Source organism: Dyella psychrodurans, assembly GCF_003363265.1.
GTDB lineage: Bacteria > Pseudomonadota > Gammaproteobacteria > Xanthomonadales > Rhodanobacteraceae > Dyella_B > Dyella_B psychrodurans.
Genome location: NZ_QRBF01000001.1, coordinates 1,093,415 through 1,112,244 on the forward strand (window position 1 = coordinate 1,093,415; position 18,830 = coordinate 1,112,244).

Genomic DNA, 18,830 nt, shown 5'->3' on the forward strand with positions numbered 1-18,830 from the left:
CTTCCTCGGGTGGGGGATGGAAACAGCAAACTCGCGAATTTTAGCATGCGGCGCTGCGTCATCAGCCTATCTTCACCCCAGGCCGAAAAACTCCTATTGATCCGTCACGTTCCGCTGGCATGATGCGGATGCCGCCGCATGGCCGGGCGGAGGAACGTCATCCGAACACCAGTCTCGACACAGACTCAAGGAGTAGACGCCTATGTTCCACATCATCTGGTCCATCATCGTTGGTTTCATCGTCGGCGTTATCGCGCGCTGGATCGTGCCAGGAGCCGAACATTACGGATTCATCATGACCACCGTGGTGGGCATCGTGGGTTCCATCATCGGCGGTTTCATCGGAACGCTGTTCAATAAACCGGCCCCCGGCCAGAAATTCCACACCGCAGGCTTCCTGATGTCGATCGTGGGTGCCGTCATCCTCTTGTTCTTGCTGCGTTTTATCGTGCACTGAAAGCGGCACGCATTGCACAAAAAAGCACGGCGGGTCGCCCCGCCGTGCTTTTTTATAACTAACGTGTTTTGGCTGACGTGCGCGCTCAGGCGCTTTTGGCGGCAAGCAGCTTTTCGGCCAGCCCGCCCAGCATGGAAAGGTCCAATCCGCCACCCGACGGCGCCTGCCCGTCCGGCGTCAGGTGATCGACCGCATGGGGCAATACCTGTGCGAGCTGGCCCATCAGCTGACCCGGGTCCACGCCCAGCTTGCCGGCGGCGTTGTTCACCACCGAATCCAGGCCGGACTTCTGCAACACCTGGTTGAGCTGGTCGCTGGAAATGGCCTGGTTCGCGCCATTGCCGATCCATGACTGGACCGCATCGCCCAGACCGTGCTGCTGCAGCGTGCTGGCCAGTCCCTGCACACCACCTGCCTGCTGGATCAATTGGCCTGCCACGGACACCAGCGAGGACGCTCCGCCCGCATCGCCCTGACCGCCGCCAAACAGACTGCCCAGATTGCTGAGTAAGGACATCATTGCACTCCTTTGAAGAGGGGGATCCAACCGCTTGATCTTACGTCCGCGTCGGCTACACGGTGGTAACAAACTCGTGAAAAAAAGGCCGCCAGGGCGAACCGTGGCGGCCTCTCGTTTTCGCTGCGGAATGCGTCGATCAGCCGCGCTCGTCGAGCACGCCGTTCCACTCTTTCACGCGATCGGCCTGCTTGGCCAGCAGCGCATCCACGTCGCCTTCCACGGTGACTTTTTCGATCGCGTCGCCCTGCTGGATAGCATTGACCACGGCCAGGTCTTCGGCGCCGATCACTTCGCCGAACACGCTGTGCTTGCCGTCCAGCCACGGCGTGGCGCCGTGGGTGATGAAGAACTGGCTGCCGTTGGTGCGCGGGCCGGCATTGGCCATCGACAGCACGCCCGGTTTGTCATGGCGCAACGAGCCGTGGAATTCATCTTCGAACCGGTAGCCAGGACCGCCGCGGCCGCTACCCTCGGGGCAACCGCCCTGGATCATGAAGTCGGCGATCACGCGATGGAACGAGAGACCATCGTAGTAACCACGGCGCGCCAAGTTGACGAAGCTCGCCACCGTCACCGGTGTCTTGTCGTCATGCAGGCGCAGGTGGATCGGGCCGCGGTTGGTGGTGATTGTTACGTTGATGGCCATGGATATTCCTTGTCTGTACCGAAACGAGGCGCCCGGACAACGGGCACACTGAATCGGTAAGAATACCCCCAGCCTGCCCTCTGCAACAGGATCACTGCAGACCGAGCATCCCTGGCTGCAGCGCTCCGGCGCCGCGTGGCGTACCGGCCGGCGTCGGGAGATCGGCCGGCCAAGGCTGGCCCTGGTAGAGGTGAGCCCAGAGGCGGTCCAGTGCCGCATAGCCATAAGGCAGCAGCGGCAGATGCCTGTCGCCGAAGCCCGGAAGCATCAGGAAGGCATCGAAGTGCTGCGCATGCGGTACCTTCCAGTACAGCGGCCGACACCCTTCGGCGCGCAGCCAGTCGATATAGGGTTCCGACGTAAACGCCGTCGGAAGCAGGCCGTCGTCCGCCCCATGCAGCACCCACAGAGGCAGATCCTTGCGCGGCAGCCGGGCGGCAAGTGCCTGGACGGACGCATGCAACTCGCGTGCATTCGCGTCGTCGCCGGTCCACAGACGGCGCAAGCATTCGGAGCCGGCCAGCTGCGGATCGGCACTGTCATTCGTCCCGCCTAACAACCCCACGCCGTTGCCGGGAGGAATACCTGATGCATCCGCCCACCAGCTTGCGCGCGTTGCCTCGTCGGCGACACCGGGCTTGCCGTCTGCAAGCAGCGCCTCGTAACGATAGCCGCAGGGCATGTCGTCGGCACCACGTCGCAGATAAGCCGATGCGTAGGCTGCACCGATGACACGCCAGAGATCGAATGCGGTGGTCGATGCCGCAGTGGCCATCGCCTGATCGGTCCAGCCGGACTTGCGCAAGCGTTCGTATGCCTCTGTCGCCTGCGCTTCGGGTGTCGTCGCTTTCAACAAGCCTTGCTCATGCAAACTTGCGCAGCGTTTCACCCACGCGGCATGCGGCGCGCCATGCGCATCGCGTGCGAACGGTACGGATGCAAAGCGCGCATCCGTCAACGCACAAGGCAACCACACGGCAGCTTCGGTCACATAGTCGTACAGCGCACGCCCTCGACCGGGCGTATGCACATTAGGCTCAAGCGCCACGACGCCCGCGAGCATGTGCTGATCGTCGATGCCCGCAGCCTGCAGCACCGCACCGCCACCGTTGGAAAGGCCCGTTGCGATGATCCGCGTGTTCTGCGGCGTGAAAGGCGCCTGATCGGGGAATGCGCGATCCAGCATCGCCAAACCGAATTGCGCGGCCTGCAGCACATGGCGTCCCCAGTCGGCTTCGGGGTTGTCGCCCGAATGTGCGTGCTTGATCGCAATGCCCTCGCCCTTCGGAGCCGTGGGTTCGAATTCGAGCATGGCAGTTCCGCGCTTTGCGCGTTCGCCATTCAATGTCACGCCGCTGTCGTCGGAGAAATCGAAATAGCCCGAGCCCGCACCCTTGTCGGTGTAGGCCACGGCACAACCACGCGGCAACCCCCACGCCCCGGCCAGCGCAATGGCGCCGTAAATGCCACGCGAACCGGATGAGGCCGTCACGACCAGGCAGCGATGCGCCTGGTCGAAGTTGTCGGGCACCTGCACCAGTACGCGGTGCGGTGCATGTGCCCGGGGAAGTTTTGCGAACGCCTGATATTCGACGCCAGGAATATTCGGAACCGCGCCGTACACCGCGCCATAACCGCCGAGCGGGCCCAGATCGGCGATCCCTTTCCAACTCGTCTGAATGGCGCGTCGACGCAACTCCTGCTCAGTCGGATGCTTCGAGTCTGCGAAAGGCGCGAGCGAGTCTTTCAATCCCGTCAGACCAAGCCCTCCGCTAAGCAGATCGTCGTGATCGCGATGCGTGGTGACGCTGACCTCGCCTTGCACGACATGAATTTCCTGCATGAAAAACTCCCTTAAAGACGCCGGTACGAGACGGTTGCAAGGATCGGTATCTCAACACTAGCGCGGCGTGCGCGGATATTCATCTGCTCGCCAACAACGTTACGAATGTGAGCACACGCGCTTGCGATCGTCACGAACGCCGTGCAAGCTTCCGCGTTTCCACTACGCGGAACCGTCATGTCCAAGCAAACGAATATCCTGCAGATTCTTCCCGCCACAGGCTGGGTGGCTGTCTATGACGAAAGCGGCGAGGAAAGCGCCGCGAGCCTGGTCTGTTTCGCCCTGGTGGAAACGCTCGACAACGGCAACAGGCAGCAGGAAGTCCGTCCGATGCACGCCAACGGCAAGCGCATCGCCTTTGCCGACGAAGCTGCCAACTTCCTGCGCGTCGAAGAGCTGGCCGAATTCACGGGCGACGAAGAGGACGACGAAGAAGAGGAAGCCGAGGACGAAGTCGACGCCTGATGACCGTCGCGGCGTTTGCCACAGGCTGCTTGCCTACACGGCGAGCATCCTGAACGGTATTCGTTTGGAGCTCGTCATCCCGGCATAAACCTGATTCGGGGACTTTCGAGCCAAAACCGCCAAGCCCCGGCCCGCGCTGGGGCCTCGGACAGGCTGCCATCGAGGCTTGGCGTAAGCCGGGCAAGCAAGATGTCACATTACCCCGTATAATCCGTAAGTTAACCCTACCGAAACCTGCGCGGCGGCCCTACGGCTCGCCCAAGTCCTTTATCCATGTCCATCGAAAATCTGCGCAACATCGCCATCGTCGCTCACGTCGACCATGGCAAAACCACTCTCGTCGACCAGCTTCTGAAGCAGTCGGGCACCCTGTCCGAGCGCACCGTGCTGGCCGAACGCGTGATGGACAGCAACGACCAGGAGAAGGAACGCGGCATCACCATCCTGGCCAAGAACACCGCCATCACCTGGCGCGGAAACCGCATCAACATCGTCGACACCCCAGGCCACGCCGACTTCGGCGGCGAGGTGGAGCGCGTGCTGTCGATGGTGGATACCGTGCTGATCCTCGTCGACGCGATGGACGGCCCGATGCCGCAAACGCGCTTCGTGACGCAGAAGGCATTCGCGATGGGCTTCAAGCCGATCGTGGTGATCAACAAGATCGACCGTCCGGGCTCCCGTCCGGAATGGGTGGTGGAACAGGTGTGGGATCTGTTCGACCGCCTCGGCGCCACGCCGGAACAGATGGATTTCCCGATCGTCTATGCCTCGGCGCTAAACGGTTATGCCTCGCTCGACGAGAATGCTCGCGAAGGCGACATGACTCCGCTGTACCAGGCCATCATGGATCACGCGCCGAAGCCGGAAGTCGATCCGACCGGCCCCTTCCAGATGCGCATCAGCCAGCTGGACTACAACAACTTCGTCGGCGTCATCGGCATCGGCCGCATCCAGCGCGGCACGCTGAAGAAGAACATGCCGGTGGCGGTGATCGATCGCCACGGCAAGAAGCGTCAGGGCAAGGTGCTGCAGGTGCTGGGCTTCCTCGGCCTTGAGCGCATCGAGCAGGACACCGCCGAAGCGGGTGACATCGTCGCCATCTCCGGCATCCAGGAACTCACCATTTCCGACACCGTCTGCGCGCTGGACACCCCCGAAGCGCTGCCGGCGCTGACCGTCGACGAACCGACGATCAGCATGACCTTCCAGGTGAACAACTCTCCGTTCGCCGGCAACAAGGATTTGTCGGGCGGCAAATTCCTCACCAGCCGCCAGCTGAAGGATCGCCTGGATCGCGAGCAAGTGCACAACGTGGCGCTGCGCGTCGAGCAGGGCTCGGATGCCGACAAATTCCTCGTTTCCGGACGCGGCGAATTGCACTTGTCGGTGCTGATCGAGAACATGCGCCGCGAAGGTTATGAGCTCGCCGTGTCGCGTCCGGAAGTGATCATCAAGGACATCGAAGGCCAGAAGATGGAGCCGATCGAGCAGCTGGTGGTCGATGTGGAAGAAAACCACCAGGGCCCGATCATGGAGCGCCTTGGCGTGCGCAAGGGCCAGCTCAAGAACATGGAGCCGGACGGCAAGGGTCGCGTTCGCCTCGAATACATGATCCCTGCGCGCGGCCTGATCGGCTTCCAGAACCAGTTCAAGACCCTTACCCAGGGTTCGGGCCTGCTGTTCCATGTGTTCGATCACTACGGTCCGAAGGAAGAAGGCCAGATCGCCAAGCGCCTCAACGGCGTGATGATCGCCAACGCCGCCGGCACCACGCCCGCCTACTCGCTCGGGCCGCTGCAGGAACGCGGCAAGCTGTTCGCGGCGGAAGGCGACTCCGTCTATGAAGGCCAGCTGGTGGGCATCCACGCCAAGGACAACGACCTCACCGTCAACGCGATCAAGCCCAAGCCGCTGACCAACATGCGCGCCTCGGGCAAGGACGATGCGATCCAGCTGACGCCGGCGACCAAGTTCTCGCTGGAACAGGCGCTGGACTTCATCGACGATGACGAGTTGGTTGAAGTGACGCCGAGGGAAATCCGTTTGCGCAAGAAGCATCTGACGGAGAATGACCGCAAGAAGGCTTCGCGCAGCGCTTGATCGTTGCACGGCGCGATAAACGAAAGGCCACCGCAAGGTGGCCTTTTTCTTTTCTGCATCTGGTTTTATGAGATGAAAGTAAAGACGGCTGGACGGTCGTTGACAGATCCTGCGTCAGCCTGCAGCATCACCGACGCACTAGCGGTGGGCGCCCTTTATTTCCCTCATGATCAGAACGCAAGAACGTCGCGCCTTTCGCAAGCTTTTATCGTGCCTGCTGATCGCCGGAATACCTCTGGTTTCGCACGCCGATGACGCCCCGTTATTTGTGCCGCAGTGGCTGGGCGCGCAGTACACATTCGTAGATCAGAATCAGTCGCGTGTGCATTCGCCTTATCGAGGGCCGCTCAGCCTGAATCCGAATGGATCGACGGCGCGCTCGCACACCTTCGGCGCCTATTTCGGCGTCGCCCTTCCCTGGCACTTTCAGTATTACTTCGACGTGGAGATGTTCAAGGGCGAAGGCGTGAGCAACGCCACCGGCCTGGGTGGACTCACCAATGGCGACATCATTCGTTCCGGCGTGGCCAGTCTTGGCAAGCGTCCTTACGTGGCACGCAACTACGTACGCTGGGTATTGCCGCTAGGCGACCAGACCACGTCGCTGGAGCGCGGACAGGACCAACTGCCCGGCAGCGAGGCCATCGAACACATCGAAGTCAAAGTCGGATTCATGGCGGTCAACGACGACTTCGACAAGAATCGCTACGCCAATTCCACGCGCACGCAGTTCATGAACTGGTCGTTGTGGAACAACACCACGTGGGATTTCGCGGCGGATACGCGCGGCTACACCGATGGCGTCATGGTCGGCTGGATGATGCCCGGATGGGCTCTGCGTTATGGCATCTATCGCATGCCGGTCGAAGCCAACGGGCAAGCGCTGGTGAAATCCCTCAGCGCATCCAGCGGACAACAACTGGAATTGACCCTGCAACCGCAGCCGGACGGATGGGCGCTGCGTTTCCTGGGTTTCTACAACAAGGGAAACCTGGGCATCTACCAGCAAGCGATCGATATCGCCGCGATGACCGGGCAACCGCCCGACATCCACGCCGACGATGCTCCCGGTCGCCACAAGTTCGGTTTTGGCATCAACGGCGAACTGCCCGTGGCCGACAACGGCGACACCGGTTTCTTCATGCGTGCCGGCTGGAACGACGGACACACGGAGTCTTTCATCTTCGCGGAAGTCGATCGCTTGCTGAGCGGCGGTTTTCAGCTGTCGGGTACGCACTGGAATCGGCCCGACGATCGCCTTGGCGTGGGTATCGCCATCGATGGTTTGTCGCGCGTCCACGCCCAGTATCTGGAGATGGGCGGCGATGGCTTTCTACTCGGTGACGGCACGTTGCGCTATGGCCCCGAGCAGATCGCCGAGGTTTATTACAACATCGCGGTGATCGATCACCTTTCGATCAGCCCGGACCTGCAGTTCATTCGCGATCCGGGATACAACCGCGATCGCGGGCCAGCGCGTTTCGCAGGGTTACGCGCGCACGTGCAGTTCTGACTATGGCGCCCTTCCCGGTTTGCAGGGAAGGGCGTTGCTCAATCTCACCACTTCAAACGATCGCTGCTGCGAATTGCCGTCGGCGTGACGCGATGCATGTCGAACACGAGCAATTCGTTGCGTCCGCGAGAAAACCATGACGCCGGGCAATACAAGCGCTGCTGCGGCCCGATGCGCCAGTAGCGGCCGAGCAGCTTGCCGTTCACCCACACGTAGCCCTTGTCCCAATCGCTCATGTCGATATAGCAATCGCCGAGCTTGTCTAGCATGACGATCGCCTTGAAGAACATGCCGGGCCGAATCGTCGAATTCTCATTCATCGGCGGAAGGCCCGCCACGTAGGCTTCGTCGATCGGCAAGCTGTGCGCCTGCCAGCCATGCAACTCCTCGCCATCGAGCGTCACCGCGCCGACGATGCCTTTGAAGTCGTACATCGCCTGTCCATAACCCACGTGGCCGAAGCTGTCGACAAGAATATCCACCGTCGTGCCCGCGCCATTGGCCGGCTGCGGAATGTCCACGTAATGCTGCACGTGCAAGCCGGGCTTGTTCACGCGCGAGACGTAATCGAGATACTTGCCGTCGCTGAACACCGTGCCGTAATCGCGCAGGCCTTCCATGTTCAGCATTCCGCCGCGGAGCAGCGTCTTGCGATACAGCACCATGCCGTGATCCTGCGCGAACAGGATTTCGTTCGGGTCGGGCTTCTTCACTGTGTGCGCAGGCACCGGCAAGTTGTCCCAGATCGACGCAAAGGGACGCGCGATCACCTGGGTGAAAGCCATGGTCGGTGGCGGGGGCGGTGGCTCGGGAAGGGGATGAGATACGTGCGCGGCAAGCAATGCGCGGAACCTGCGATAGTCAGGCGTCGCTTCGCCACGCTCGTTGATCGGCGCACCGTAGTCGTAGCTGGTAATCACCGGTTCGAAATTGGCGTAATCGTCACGCGCATTGGCGCCGGCGGTGAACCCGAAATTGGTGCCGCCATGCACGACGTACATGTTGAACGAACGCCCTTCGGCCAGAAGCTTGCGCAAGGTCGCCGTGAAATTGCCGATCTGGAAGTCCGGATCGCCCCAATGCGTCAGCCAGCCGGGATAACCCTCGCCCATCCATACCGGCGCTTCGCCGGCAATCGCCTGCGCGGCCTCGAAGTCGGTGTCGCCATCCAGGCCGAGTGCCGCACCCGGCACATATGTTTTTTGTTTCTGGATCTGTCCCAAGCCATCGGAAATCGAGAAGGGCCCCTCGATTCCGTGCGCCTGCCACATCGTACGAAGGCGCAACAGATAGTCGAGATCGTGACCGAACGAGGCGTACTCGTTTTCGATCTGCATCATCAGGATGGGACCGCCACGGTTTGCCATCAACGGCGCGATCTTTGGCGCGATCGCATCCATGTAGCGCTGCACCGCCTGCATATAGCGCGGGTCGTCCTTGGTGCGCACGCGAATGGACGGATCGCGCAGCAGGTACGCCGGCAACCCGCCCAAATCCCATTCGGCGCACACGTAAGGACCGGGGCGCAGATACACCCACATGCCTTCCTGCTGGCAAAGCCTGATGAAGCGAACGAAATCGCGACGCTCCGTCGTGAAGTCGAACACGCCGGGCTCGCTCTCCAGGTAGTTCCACATCACATAGATGGCGATGGTATTGAGCCCCATCGCCTTGGCCATGCGAATGCGGTGCAACCAGTATTCGGCGGGGATGCGCGCCGGATGCATTTCGCCGCTGCGAATCTGGAACGGCGTGCCGTCGAGCAGAAAGTGCTGATGGCTGAGTTCGAAACGATGCGGCTTTCCGTCAGGAATCGGTTCAGTGCCTGATGGCTTGGCGGTTTCGCCATAGGCAAGCGGAATGCTTGCTGCCAACGGTGTCAAAAGCGCAAATCGAAGAAAGTCGCGTCGCTGCATGGAACCCTCACCCAATCGCCATACCTAACCGTCGACATGCCCTACCCCCTCGCCTACGTGCAGCAGGAGAGGGAGTGAAGTCAGCACGATGGCGGCGCCCACGATTGCGCAGTCCACCATGCAACGGACGGCGGAGGGTACATCAAGGCGTCAATTCAAGGGTCAATACTTCAAACGGCGCGAGCGTGACTGTGCTCACATGATCGGCATCCAAATGCCGGGGCACGTCGCCTCCGGTGTTCCACGCATCGCGCACGCTGAATTGACGGGCCGCACCGGCAGGCAATTCGAGCTGCCGCTGCAGGTCGATCACCGCGGCCTGCGGATGCGCATCGGGGTTGCGCAAGGTAATGATCGACTTGGCCGGCGACCACGCCGCCCAACCGTAGACATCGAGCCGGCCCGGATCGCCGCCGACCCAGTGCGAATCCCGCAGCACATCGGCATTGGCACGCGACCACTTGGCTGCATCGGCCAACGTATCCCAATCCTGCCTGGTCAGCAGCGAGGGCGTGATGTACATCTCCTGCAACTGCGTGCCCGTGGCGAAGTAGGAATGCACTTCGTTGGCGAAGTCGTGCCCCGGGTCAGTGTTCAGGCGCTTGTTCATCTGCGCGTAGATGATGCCGTGAAGCATCAGCGAGTTGATCGGGAACAGCGGCCCCTGGACCACGATGTTTTCGTAAGTCTGCTGGTCGCGATAAGTGATCCACTGTTCGCGCTCCGTGCCTACGCCTGCATGCCAGTCGTCTTCGCCACCGCGCCAGATCGAATCGGCATAGCGCAGCCAGAACGGCGAAGCCCACGTGCCGGTGGTGAGATTGATGTAGGTGTCCGGCTTGTCAGCGCGTATGTCCTTGATCAATTCGATGGCCGCCGCAAAGTCGCTGTCGAAGCGACTGCCCGGAAACACCTTGTCGGCATTGCCGGTACCGTCGAACTTGAACTGGTTGATGCCGTCCTTGTCCACCAGGTCCATCACCACATCGTGGAAACGCTGGTAATATTTTGGACCGGAGAGCGCCAGCCCACCGTCGATGATTTCGTAACCGGCCGCCGTGCCGTTCTTGACGCGCTCCTCCTTGGGCTTGCTGTAACCGCCCCACGGCGACAGCCACATCCCCGGCGCCGCATCGTACCTGGCTGCTGCTTCGCGCAGCGGAACAAAGCCATGCGGGAAATCCTTGCTGAAACGCCAACTGCCGGAACGATCGTCCCAACCGTCGTCGAACAGGAAGGAATCAAGCTTGACGCCACGCTTGACGCTGAGCTCCTGACCGAAGGCGTTGATGCGGTCCAGTGCCTGGGTTTCGTTGTACGGCGTGAAATAGCCGATGTCGTACCACGAGTTGTAGTGCAGGAACGGACGATAGGGATGCGCGCGTTCGCGCTCGACATAAGTCGCAAAATCGCGACGCAGCTGGCCGGCACGAACGACGCCGGCCACGGCGGAATACGTGATCGACTGCCCCTTACGCAACGGAAGGCTGCGCGCCATCGTCAGCGTAATATGCCCCCATGCATTGCTATCGGAGAGCGGGTCTTCGAAGCCAAGGTACATCTGGCCCGCAACCACCGGCGAACCTTTCACCGTGCCGTCCACTTCGGCGTGATCGGCGGTGGAAGGCAGCAAGGAAACGCTGGTCAACGGCTCGTCCTGCTTCAGCGCCGTGATCGTGACGATCTCGCGCAAATAGGCCGAACCGTCGCGCTGCACCAGTCGCCAGTCAACACGAAAACGCCCATCGGCATCGTTGAACGTCGCGCTGATTTCCTTGCCCGGCAAGCGCTCCGCGAGATTCGATGCATGCGCATCCACCGGCAACGCGTGCATCGCCGGCGCAGCGGTCAGATGCATGTCGCTTGACTGGATGGTCCGTTTGCCCGGCAGATCCAGGACAAACAGTGCATCCACTTTCAATACCTGATGGTTATCGCGATCGGTGACGGTCAAGCCCGAAAGTTTTCCATCCAGGACATTCCAGTTGCCGACGATGGCAGCATTGCCGAAGTTGGCCTGTCCATCGTGCGCGGCGTATACCGGCGAACCCGGATCGACGATCGTGGCATCGCTGGCGCAAGTCACGCCGGCACTTCCCAGCCAGATACCGAACATGCCCAGGGCAAGGCTCTTCATGCGTACACGCGAGCGAGATGGAATACGCGTCTTATCCAGCGAAAAGCGGTGCCGATGGAGCATTGAGAACCTCTTGAGCAGGGGGTGGGAGGCGCCCGAAAAGGAACGCACTCCTCGATTACATGAGACGGCGCACCTCTACCGCGGCGAGCAGCGCATCCACGCTGCTTCGCTCCACGAAACCCGTTTCTTCCGACTGCGCGTTGGCGACACCGCAGGCCACGCCAAGCCGCAACGCATGTTCCAGCGGCATATGCCGTTGCATCGCCACCGCCATGCCGGCGAGGAAACAATCGCCCGAGCCGACGCTGTTTCGCACCTGCGCCGCTTCGAGACGCGCGTGCCAGACACCACTGTCGTCTGCCGCGACCGCACCCATCCCGCCCAAGGTCACCACGGGCATGGCTATACCCTGATCGCGAAGCGCGAGAGCAGCCTCTTTGGCCGCGCCAAGATCCTCGACGGCACGGCCTATCCACTCGCTGATTTCGTCGCGGTTGGGTTTGACGAGAAAAGGCTTCGCAGCGACCGCATGCCGCATGACATCGCCGCTGGCATCGACCAGGCAGCGCTTGCCCGCGCTTTTGACGTGATCGATCAGTTCCGCATACACGGTCGTCGCAAAACCGCGCGGCACGCTACCGGAAAGAATCACCAGTTCGCTGTCTTCGACGCTGCGCCGGAAACTCAGCAACAACGCATCGTGTTCCGCCTGCCCCAGCAACGGCCCCTGCCCCAGCACTTCGGTGATGGTGCCTTCGGCGTCCTGCAGGGCCAGGCAATGACGCAGCTCGCCAGCGACCTCGACACCATGGAACAGCACGCCGCGTTCGCTCATGCGCCGCTGGATCAGATTGCGATGCGGTGCGTCGATCAATCCCACCAGCTGCACGCGCTCGCCGAGCGCCGCAATGGTCTGCGCCACATGCACGCCCTTGCCGCCCGGATACACCTGTTCCCCGCGTGCGCGGTGAACCTGGCCTGGAATCAGCGCATCGAGATGGATGAAGCGATCGATCGCAGTGTTGAAACCGGCGACCGTGATCATGACTCGCCTGCCACCAACGCAAGCGCTTCGCTTGCCGTCGCCTGGCTGGTCGTACCACCGATGCCTCGCGTCGACAGACTGCCGCACGCACTGCCCCAGCGCATGCAATCGTGCAACGGCATGTCGCGCAGCCACGCATGCAGGAAGCCTGCATCGAAGGAGTCGCCCGCGCCGGTGCTGTCGATGGCGTCGACGACATAGGCCGGCACATCGAGCCATTGGTCCTGGTGCAGCGTGGTGCATCCTTCACGACCACGCTTGACGATGGTCTGGGTGCGCCCGTTCTGCAGGAACGCCAAGGCATCGCGCACATCGCTGCGACCGGTAATGGCCTGCAGTTCCTGTTCGTTCGGCAGAAAGATGTCGACCTCGCGCAAGGCATCGAAGAGATCGTCTTCCCATCGCTGCTCGGGATCGAAGCCCGGATCGAGCGACGTGGTCAGGCCCGCCGCCGCGGCACGCGCGAACAGATCGCGACAACCCGGGCGCAATGCCTTTTGCAAATAGTAGGAGGACACGTGCAGATGATCGGCCGCCGCCAGCCACTCGTCCTTGACATCCTCGGCGCGCAATTCGGCGATGGCACCGGCGAAGGTCACCAAAGCCCGATCCTGCGGCGTCGACAAGGAAGCCGTCACTCCCGTGCGCAACGCACTATCGGGATGCAAGGTCGCCACGTCGATACCCGCTTCGCGCAACGCCTGCAGACAGAACTGGCCCGATGCATCCACGCCAAGCAGCCCATGGAAAGCGACCCGATTGCCCAGACGCGCAAGCCCCATGGCGCAGATCATCGACGAACTGCCCGGCGTCATCACGAAATCATCGGCCAGCACTTCTCTGCCCGGCATCGGCAAGGCATGACAGCCCTTGAAAACGAAATCGACGTTGATCTCGCCGACGACCAGGATGCGTGGCGGACGATCGAGCGAGGTCACTGGCTCACCCCGTGGATGGCGAAGTCTTCAACGACACGCGTCAGCACGCCTTGCGAAGGTGCGTCAGGTCGGCCACCCAGTGCCAGGCAACGGAAAAAGGCCAGCGATTGCGCAACGACGACACCCGCCAATATCGATGGCATCTCCGTATCGGAGCGCGAGACCGATGGCGTGATGCAGACGTCCGTGGCACCAGGCACGTCGGCTGGCACGTCATCGCCGACCACGATCTTCGCCATGCCGAGCTGCTTGCGCGAAAGCTCGCGCAGCACGTCGCATTCGTACTGACGTACCGCAGGATCGGGGGAAAGCAGCGCCACGATCACGGTCGAAGGCTGGATGAAGGACATGGGCCCATGACGCAGCCCGAGGAACGTCTCGGCCAGGGTGACGACCTTGCCGCCGGTCATCTCCAGCATTTTCAGCGCGCCTTCGCGCGCCGCGCCGAAGGCGGCGCCACTGCCGAGATAAACCGCCGACGTAATATCGCGCTGCGCCAGCGAGGCCAGCGCGTCGGATTGCGTATCGAAAATCCGCTGTACGCCGGATGCGGCACGAGTTACATCGTTTGCCGTCAACGCCGCGCGCGTGTCGTTGAGCAATCCCATACCGCCCAACAACAGATTGGTGAAACTGCTGGTCATGACCAGGCTGCGATCGTTGGTGCGCTCATCGAGCACCAGCACGGTGACGCGCGGGTCGTCGCGATAAAGCGTGGCCAGCTTGCCGTTGGCATTGCAGGTGATCACCAGATGCCGCCACGCCGGCGCGTGCGCCAGCAAGGCGCTCACCACGCCGGCACTTTCCGGGCTGTCGCCGGAACGGGCGAGCGACACCAGCAAACCCGGCCCCGGCGGCAGTACGCTGGACCCATGCGTGAGCAAGGTGCCGGCGGCAATCGCCTGAACCGGCACTCCGAGGCCCGACTGCAACAAGGGCGCCAGGGTTTCACCGATGTACATCGAGCTGCCCGACCCGGTCAGCACCACGTGGCCGGGCTGGGAGCCGAGGGCTTTCGCCAGCCGCTGCCGCGCCGCCGCGCCGCGCAACAAATCGAAAGTGCCCTGCCAGGTGGCCGGTTGCTGCAAGATTTCCTGCAAGGTGTCGGCATAACCCGCATCCTGTTGTACTTCGGCCGGCTGCCCCTTGAGTGCATCCAGCATCGATTCGTCTTTCGTTTTCTTATGAAGTATTGACATTTTGCTCAATTCGAACGAATGTGAAACCATCCGATGACGCTCTCAGAGTATTCGAAATGAAAGATCACTTACAACACCTTTCGAAAGCTTCCGAAAAGTTTTCGCGCCTCTCCCTGTCCCACGGCAAACGTACCCGCCTGTGGCGCTTGATGTACGGACACGGCCCGCGCAACGGCAGTCTGCTGGTATTGCCGCTGGACCAGGGCCTGGAGCACGGCCCGACCGACTTCTTTCCCAACCCTCCGGCCATCGATCCGGAGTATCAGTTCCGGCTCGCCGTGGAGGGTAATTTCTCCGCGATCGCATTGGGTGTCGGGCTGGCCGAAAAATACATGGGCGAATGGTGCGGACAGGTTCCGCTGATTCTCAAGCTCAACGGCAAGACCAACATTCCCAGCGACGCCGAGGCCACCTCGCCCCTGTTCGCATCCGTCGAAGATGCCGTGCGCCTCGGCGCCGATGCCGTCGGCTACACCATGTATGTCGGCTCGCCGCGCCAGCACGATGAATTCCGCCAGTTCGAGAAGGTGCGCCAGGATTGCGAGCGCTTCGGCATGCCGCTGGTGTTGTGGTCGTATCCGCGTGGCGCAGCCATCGATGCCAAGGGCGGCAAGGGCAGCCTGTACGCCCAGGATTACGCCGCACGCGTGGCACTCGAGCTGGGTGCCGACATCGTCAAGCTGCATGAGCCGGACGACAACCGCACCAACGTCCCGGCACCCTACAACCAGCTGCAGGAAGACGCTTCCGCCCGCACCCAGCGCGTCGTGCGCTCGGCGGGACGCACGATGGTGCTGTTCTCCGGCGGCGAGAAGAACGACGACGACGCAGCGGTGTTGCGCAAAGTCGAGTTCTACATGGCTTCGGGCGCGAACGGCGTGATGTTCGGCCGCAACATGTGGCTGCGACCGCTCGACCAGGCCATCGCGCTGGTGCAGCAAGTGCATCAGATCATGGCCAAGTATCCGCGCTGAACTACAGCCCCCTTACTGTAGTTGCATCGGCGCGGCGCCACTCCCTCTCCCCGGCGGGCCACCCCCAAGCCCCCGCCGGGGAGAGGGCCAGGGCGTTGGTGCACGATGCAGCGCTTCAATCGCGGCGCGCCTGGATCGACACTATCGCAGGCCCTGCCCTCGTTCCGATCCTTTACCTTGTTGCCAAGGTGAAGAGGAAAACACCAAGCGATGACGCACAGCAAACGCAAACCGCAAACTACCCGGCACGAGCCCTGGTCGTTCCGTCAGCAGACTCGCGCCGGCTGCTTCTGCTGCGCGCCGCCTGCCGGCGCGGGCACCATCCAGGCCGGCAGCGGCAAGAATCCGCTGCAGACGGCGCCGGATCGAAGCAAATCCGATCTGCCTCTCAAGGACTTCAAGCCGCGCAGCATGCTGCGCGTTCCGAAGACGCGCATCGAGCGTCCGCGATTTCCAGTGATCGACGCGCATACGCATCTCACCTGGTCGAGCAGGGTCCGCAACGGCGTGTCGGTAGGTGAAGAAATCACCGTGTTCGCCAAGCCCGAAGACCTGCTGCCGGTGATGGATCGCAAGGGCGTCCGCACGCTGGTCAATCTCACGGGCGGCGTCGGTGCCGGTCTTGAACAGACGATACGCATGTTCGACCAGGCGGCGCCGGGGCGCTTCATCACGCTCACCGAGCCCTCGTACGAACATTTTCCCGAACCGAACTATCCGCAGTTGCAGGCCGATGCGATGGCGCACGCCCATCGGGTTGGCGCACGCGGCTTGAAGCTGCTGAAGACGCTGGGCCTGTATTTGCGCGAGCACATCGATGCCGGCCCGCTGGTGGCCGTGGACGACAAGCGCTTCGATCCGATGTGGGAGGCCTGCGCCGCGTACAACATGCCGGTCTTCCTGCACGTATCCGATCCGGAGGCGTTTTTCCTGCCCACCGACGCATACAACGAGCGCTACGAGGAACTGGCCAAGCACCCCGACTGGTCGTTCTACGGCCCCGAGTTTCCCAGCAACGAGGAGATCCTGGCCGCGCGCGATCGCCTGATCGCTCGCCACCCCAAGACCACCTTCGCGCTCATGCATGTGGGCAACTGGGCGGAAAACCTCGACGCGGTGGCCGATACCCTGGACCGCTTCCCCAATACCCTGGTGGATATCAGCGCCCGCATCGGCGAACTGGGGCGCCAGCCGCGCACGGCCAAGCGCTTTTTCGACCGCTACCAGGACCGCATCCTGTTCGGCACCGACGCAGTGCCCTCGCCCTATGGCGACGATGTGCCCCAGCAGCTGTTCGGCGACGAGCTCTACGAGATCTACTACCGCTTCCTCGAAACCGAGGACGAATACTTCGACTATGCCCCGGCCGAAACGCCTCCCCAGGGGCGGTGGTCCATCTACGGCCTGGGTCTGACAGACAGTATTCTGCGCAAGATATACCATGACAACGCCGCCAGACTGCTAAGCATCCGATATGAATGAACCCCGCGCCTCCGTCCCCTCCCAGCGCCTACTGGTCGAGGAGCGTCGACGCCTGATCGTCGAATACGTCGAGAGCAACGGCCGCGCCACGGTCGAAGAGCTGGCTGCGCGTTTCGGTACATCCTCGGTCACCATCCGCAACGATCTGGAAACGCTGGCGCGCAACGCCATCATCGCGCGCTCGCATGGTGGTGCGCTGCCGGTCACGCAGGCCACGGCCACCGACATCCCGCTGAACATCAAGGAGACGCGCTCGCATCCGCAGAAAGTGCGCATCGGGCAGGCCGCCGCCAAGATGATCCGCGACGGCGAAACGATCATCCTCGACTCCGGCTCCACCACGGTGGAGATCGCCCGTCAGATCCGCCAGATGAAATTCGAATCGCTGACGGTGGTGACCAATGCGCTCAATATCGCGCTCGAATTGTCCGGCCTGCCGCATGTGCGCGTGATGATGCTCGGCGGCATGCTGCGTCAAACATCGTATTCGCTGGTGGGACCCGATGCGGAACAAGCCTTGTCGCGCATTTCCGCCGATCGCCTGTTCCTCGGCGTCGACGGTCTCGATCCGGTCGTGGGCGTCACGACACCCGATCCGCTGGAAGCGTCGCTCAATGCGCTGATGATTCGCGTATCGCGCGAAACCGTCGCGGTGTTCGACGCCAGCAAGCTCGGCCAGCGCAGCCTCTCGGTCATCACGCCCGTGCAAACGCTCAACACGGTGATTACCGACAGCAGTGCAGCGCCTGACATGGTCGAAGCGCTGCAAGAAGCCGGCGTCACGGTGATGCTCGTCTAGCTAAAGCGCGGCCTACTTATCACCTTTGTAAAGCTGCGCACGCTCCAGCGCAGCGATGTGCCGCTCCAGTCGCGGCCCCAGGTAACAATGCGATCCGCATGGCAGCAGCCCCACTTCGCGGAATGCTTGCAGGTACCAGGACGGTGAACGCAGATACAGATCCTGGTGATCGCCGTCCACGTCGTCGCGACGGGTGAACACTTCGAGAAACGCCACGCCTTCCAGCATTTCGCCGATGCCGATAAGCCCCGCGCGTATTTCCGCCGGGCGCAGGTAATGCAACACATCGGTGCAGACGATCAGATCGAAACGCGTATCGAAGCGAAGCTCCGCCAGTTGGTTGAAACGCGCCAGGCCGATATTGCGGCTGCGACCGAAACGGCGCACCACATATTCGCTGGCGTCCAGGCCGCGATAGTGGACATCCGGCCGTAACGCGCGAAGCGGCGCACGCCACACGCCTTCGCCACAGCCGACGTCGAGCACGCTGCGAATCGGCCGCCCCAGGTAATACTCCGCCTGCGCCACCACCATGGCCACCTTGCGTTTCAACACCGCCGCCGATGTCACGGCGTGCTTGGGGTCGCGGTACCACTTGTCGAAATAGGCCTGGTCGTAAGTTTTGCGCATGCTTGGGCTCCACCGGACCCTGCATGGTAACCGTGTCTTAACTCTCCGGCCGTAATTTTGTGAATCACAGCGGAATATTTGCGTTTTGCAGAGGTGCCCGCGTCAGCGTCTTGCACATCCGGACGTTGAGGCGGTAAGACACACAACAGGGGAACCTCGT

At 62.1% G+C, this 18,830-nt stretch carries 16 protein-coding genes; 7 read left to right on the forward strand and 9 right to left on the reverse strand.

Going from position 1 to position 18,830, the window contains the following annotated elements:
- The first annotated feature begins 202 nt into the window (after positions 1–202).
- Positions 203–457 carry a GlsB/YeaQ/YmgE family stress response membrane protein gene (locus DWU99_RS05210; protein ID WP_115476900.1) on the forward strand — a complete coding sequence of 85 codons (255 nt, stop codon included), beginning with the start codon at positions 203–205 and terminating at the stop codon, positions 455–457.
- Between the two features lie 85 nt (positions 458–542).
- On the opposite strand, the gene DWU99_RS05215 is transcribed toward DWU99_RS05210, so the two are convergent.
- From DWU99_RS05215 to DWU99_RS05225, 3 genes are all read right to left on the reverse strand, one after another.
- On the reverse strand, positions 543–974 hold the full coding sequence (locus tag DWU99_RS05215) for a YidB family protein (RefSeq protein WP_115476901.1): 432 nt from the start codon (positions 972–974) through the stop codon (positions 543–545).
- 139 nt (positions 975–1,113) lie between these two features.
- Entirely contained in the window at positions 1,114–1,623 is a 510-nt protein-coding gene (locus tag DWU99_RS05220) for a peptidylprolyl isomerase (protein WP_115476902.1), read from the reverse strand.
- Between the two features lie 91 nt (positions 1,624–1,714).
- Positions 1,715–3,466: a 3-hydroxybutyrate oligomer hydrolase family protein gene (locus tag DWU99_RS05225; RefSeq protein ID WP_199535698.1), complete on the reverse strand. Its 1,752-nt coding sequence runs from the start codon at positions 3,464–3,466 to the stop codon at positions 1,715–1,717.
- A 177-nt stretch (positions 3,467–3,643) separates the two neighbouring features.
- Here DWU99_RS05225 and DWU99_RS05230 point away from each other — a divergent pair, with 177 nt between their 5' ends.
- The 3 genes from DWU99_RS05230 (at position 3,644) to DWU99_RS05240 (ending at position 7,547) form a co-directional block, all read left to right on the forward strand.
- Entirely contained in the window at positions 3,644–3,931 is a 288-nt protein-coding gene (locus DWU99_RS05230) for a hypothetical protein (RefSeq protein ID WP_115476903.1), read from the forward strand.
- 273 nt (positions 3,932–4,204) lie between these two features.
- Positions 4,205–6,034 carry a translational GTPase TypA gene (gene typA / locus DWU99_RS05235; RefSeq protein WP_115476904.1) on the forward strand — a complete coding sequence of 610 codons (1,830 nt, stop codon included), beginning with the start codon at positions 4,205–4,207 and terminating at the stop codon, positions 6,032–6,034.
- A 166-nt stretch (positions 6,035–6,200) separates the two neighbouring features.
- Positions 6,201–7,547 (forward strand): carbohydrate porin, encoded by a 1,347-nt coding sequence (locus DWU99_RS05240; protein ID WP_115476905.1) that lies wholly within the window; start codon positions 6,201–6,203, stop codon positions 7,545–7,547.
- Between the two features lie 44 nt (positions 7,548–7,591).
- Here DWU99_RS05240 and DWU99_RS05245 read toward each other — a convergent pair whose 3' ends face one another.
- The 5 genes from DWU99_RS05245 to DWU99_RS05265 form a co-directional block, all read right to left on the reverse strand.
- Positions 7,592–9,463 (reverse strand): beta-galactosidase, encoded by a 1,872-nt coding sequence (locus tag DWU99_RS05245; protein ID WP_115476906.1) that lies wholly within the window; start codon positions 9,461–9,463, stop codon positions 7,592–7,594.
- A 142-nt stretch (positions 9,464–9,605) separates the two neighbouring features.
- Positions 9,606–11,600 carry an alpha-galactosidase gene (locus tag DWU99_RS05250; RefSeq protein WP_233510877.1) on the reverse strand — a complete coding sequence of 665 codons (1,995 nt, stop codon included), beginning with the start codon at positions 11,598–11,600 and terminating at the stop codon, positions 9,606–9,608.
- 118 nt (positions 11,601–11,718) lie between these two features.
- Entirely contained in the window at positions 11,719–12,648 is a 930-nt protein-coding gene (locus DWU99_RS05255; protein WP_115476907.1) for a 1-phosphofructokinase family hexose kinase, read from the reverse strand.
- On the reverse strand, positions 12,645–13,586 hold the full coding sequence (locus DWU99_RS05260) for a carbohydrate kinase family protein (protein WP_115476908.1): 942 nt from the start codon (positions 13,584–13,586) through the stop codon (positions 12,645–12,647). Before DWU99_RS05260 ends, DWU99_RS05255 begins: the two co-directional genes overlap by 4 nt.
- A complete protein-coding gene (locus DWU99_RS05265) occupies positions 13,583–14,785 on the reverse strand; it encodes an AgaS family sugar isomerase (protein ID WP_233510878.1) in 1,203 nt (400 codons plus the stop codon). The genes DWU99_RS05260 and DWU99_RS05265 overlap by 4 nt, the downstream gene beginning before the upstream one ends.
- A 56-nt stretch (positions 14,786–14,841) precedes the next feature.
- Here DWU99_RS05265 and DWU99_RS05270 point away from each other — a divergent pair, with 56 nt between their 5' ends.
- The 3 genes from DWU99_RS05270 (at position 14,842) to agaR (ending at position 18,040) form a co-directional block, all read left to right on the forward strand.
- Entirely contained in the window at positions 14,842–15,759 is a 918-nt protein-coding gene (locus tag DWU99_RS05270) for a class I fructose-bisphosphate aldolase (protein ID WP_115476909.1), read from the forward strand.
- A gap of 210 nt (positions 15,760–15,969) precedes the next feature.
- On the forward strand, positions 15,970–17,241 hold the full coding sequence (locus tag DWU99_RS05275) for an amidohydrolase family protein (protein WP_115476910.1): 1,272 nt from the start codon (positions 15,970–15,972) through the stop codon (positions 17,239–17,241).
- The gene (gene agaR, locus DWU99_RS05280; protein ID WP_115476911.1) at positions 17,234–18,040 is read left to right on the forward strand and encodes a transcriptional repressor AgaR; all 807 of its coding nucleotides are present in this window, start codon (positions 17,234–17,236) and stop codon (positions 18,038–18,040) included. The genes DWU99_RS05275 and agaR overlap by 8 nt, the downstream gene beginning before the upstream one ends.
- 12 nt (positions 18,041–18,052) lie before the next feature.
- Here agaR and DWU99_RS05285 read toward each other — a convergent pair whose 3' ends face one another.
- Positions 18,053–18,670, reverse strand: coding sequence for a class I SAM-dependent DNA methyltransferase (locus tag DWU99_RS05285; RefSeq protein ID WP_115476912.1), 618 nt, complete (start codon positions 18,668–18,670; stop codon positions 18,053–18,055).
- Positions 18,671–18,830: the final 160 nt, after the last annotated feature.

Coding starts and splice junctions, on each gene's coding strand:
- DWU99_RS05270 (WP_115476909.1), top strand. CDS start 14,842: ATGAAAGATCACTTACAACACCTTTCGAAAGCTTCCGAAAAGTTTTCG.
- DWU99_RS05210 (WP_115476900.1), top strand. CDS start 203: ATGTTCCACATCATCTGGTCCATCATCGTTGGTTTCATCGTCGGCGTT.
- DWU99_RS05230 (WP_115476903.1), top strand. CDS start 3,644: ATGTCCAAGCAAACGAATATCCTGCAGATTCTTCCCGCCACAGGCTGG.
- DWU99_RS05220 (WP_115476902.1), bottom strand. CDS start 1,623: ATGGCCATCAACGTAACAATCACCACCAACCGCGGCCCGATCCACCTG.
- DWU99_RS05275 (WP_115476910.1), top strand. CDS start 15,970: ATGACGCACAGCAAACGCAAACCGCAAACTACCCGGCACGAGCCCTGG.
- DWU99_RS05250 (WP_233510877.1), bottom strand. CDS start 11,600: ATGAAGAGCCTTGCCCTGGGCATGTTCGGTATCTGGCTGGGAAGTGCC.
- DWU99_RS05265 (WP_233510878.1), bottom strand. CDS start 14,785: ATGTCAATACTTCATAAGAAAACGAAAGACGAATCGATGCTGGATGCA.
- typA (WP_115476904.1), top strand. CDS start 4,205: ATGTCCATCGAAAATCTGCGCAACATCGCCATCGTCGCTCACGTCGAC.
- DWU99_RS05245 (WP_115476906.1), bottom strand. CDS start 9,463: ATGCAGCGACGCGACTTTCTTCGATTTGCGCTTTTGACACCGTTGGCA.
- DWU99_RS05285 (WP_115476912.1), bottom strand. CDS start 18,670: ATGCGCAAAACTTACGACCAGGCCTATTTCGACAAGTGGTACCGCGAC.
- DWU99_RS05225 (WP_199535698.1), bottom strand. CDS start 3,466: ATGCAGGAAATTCATGTCGTGCAAGGCGAGGTCAGCGTCACCACGCAT.
- agaR (WP_115476911.1), top strand. CDS start 17,234: ATGAATGAACCCCGCGCCTCCGTCCCCTCCCAGCGCCTACTGGTCGAG.
- DWU99_RS05215 (WP_115476901.1), bottom strand. CDS start 974: ATGTCCTTACTCAGCAATCTGGGCAGTCTGTTTGGCGGCGGTCAGGGC.
- DWU99_RS05255 (WP_115476907.1), bottom strand. CDS start 12,648: ATGATCACGGTCGCCGGTTTCAACACTGCGATCGATCGCTTCATCCAT.
- DWU99_RS05240 (WP_115476905.1), top strand. CDS start 6,201: ATGATCAGAACGCAAGAACGTCGCGCCTTTCGCAAGCTTTTATCGTGC.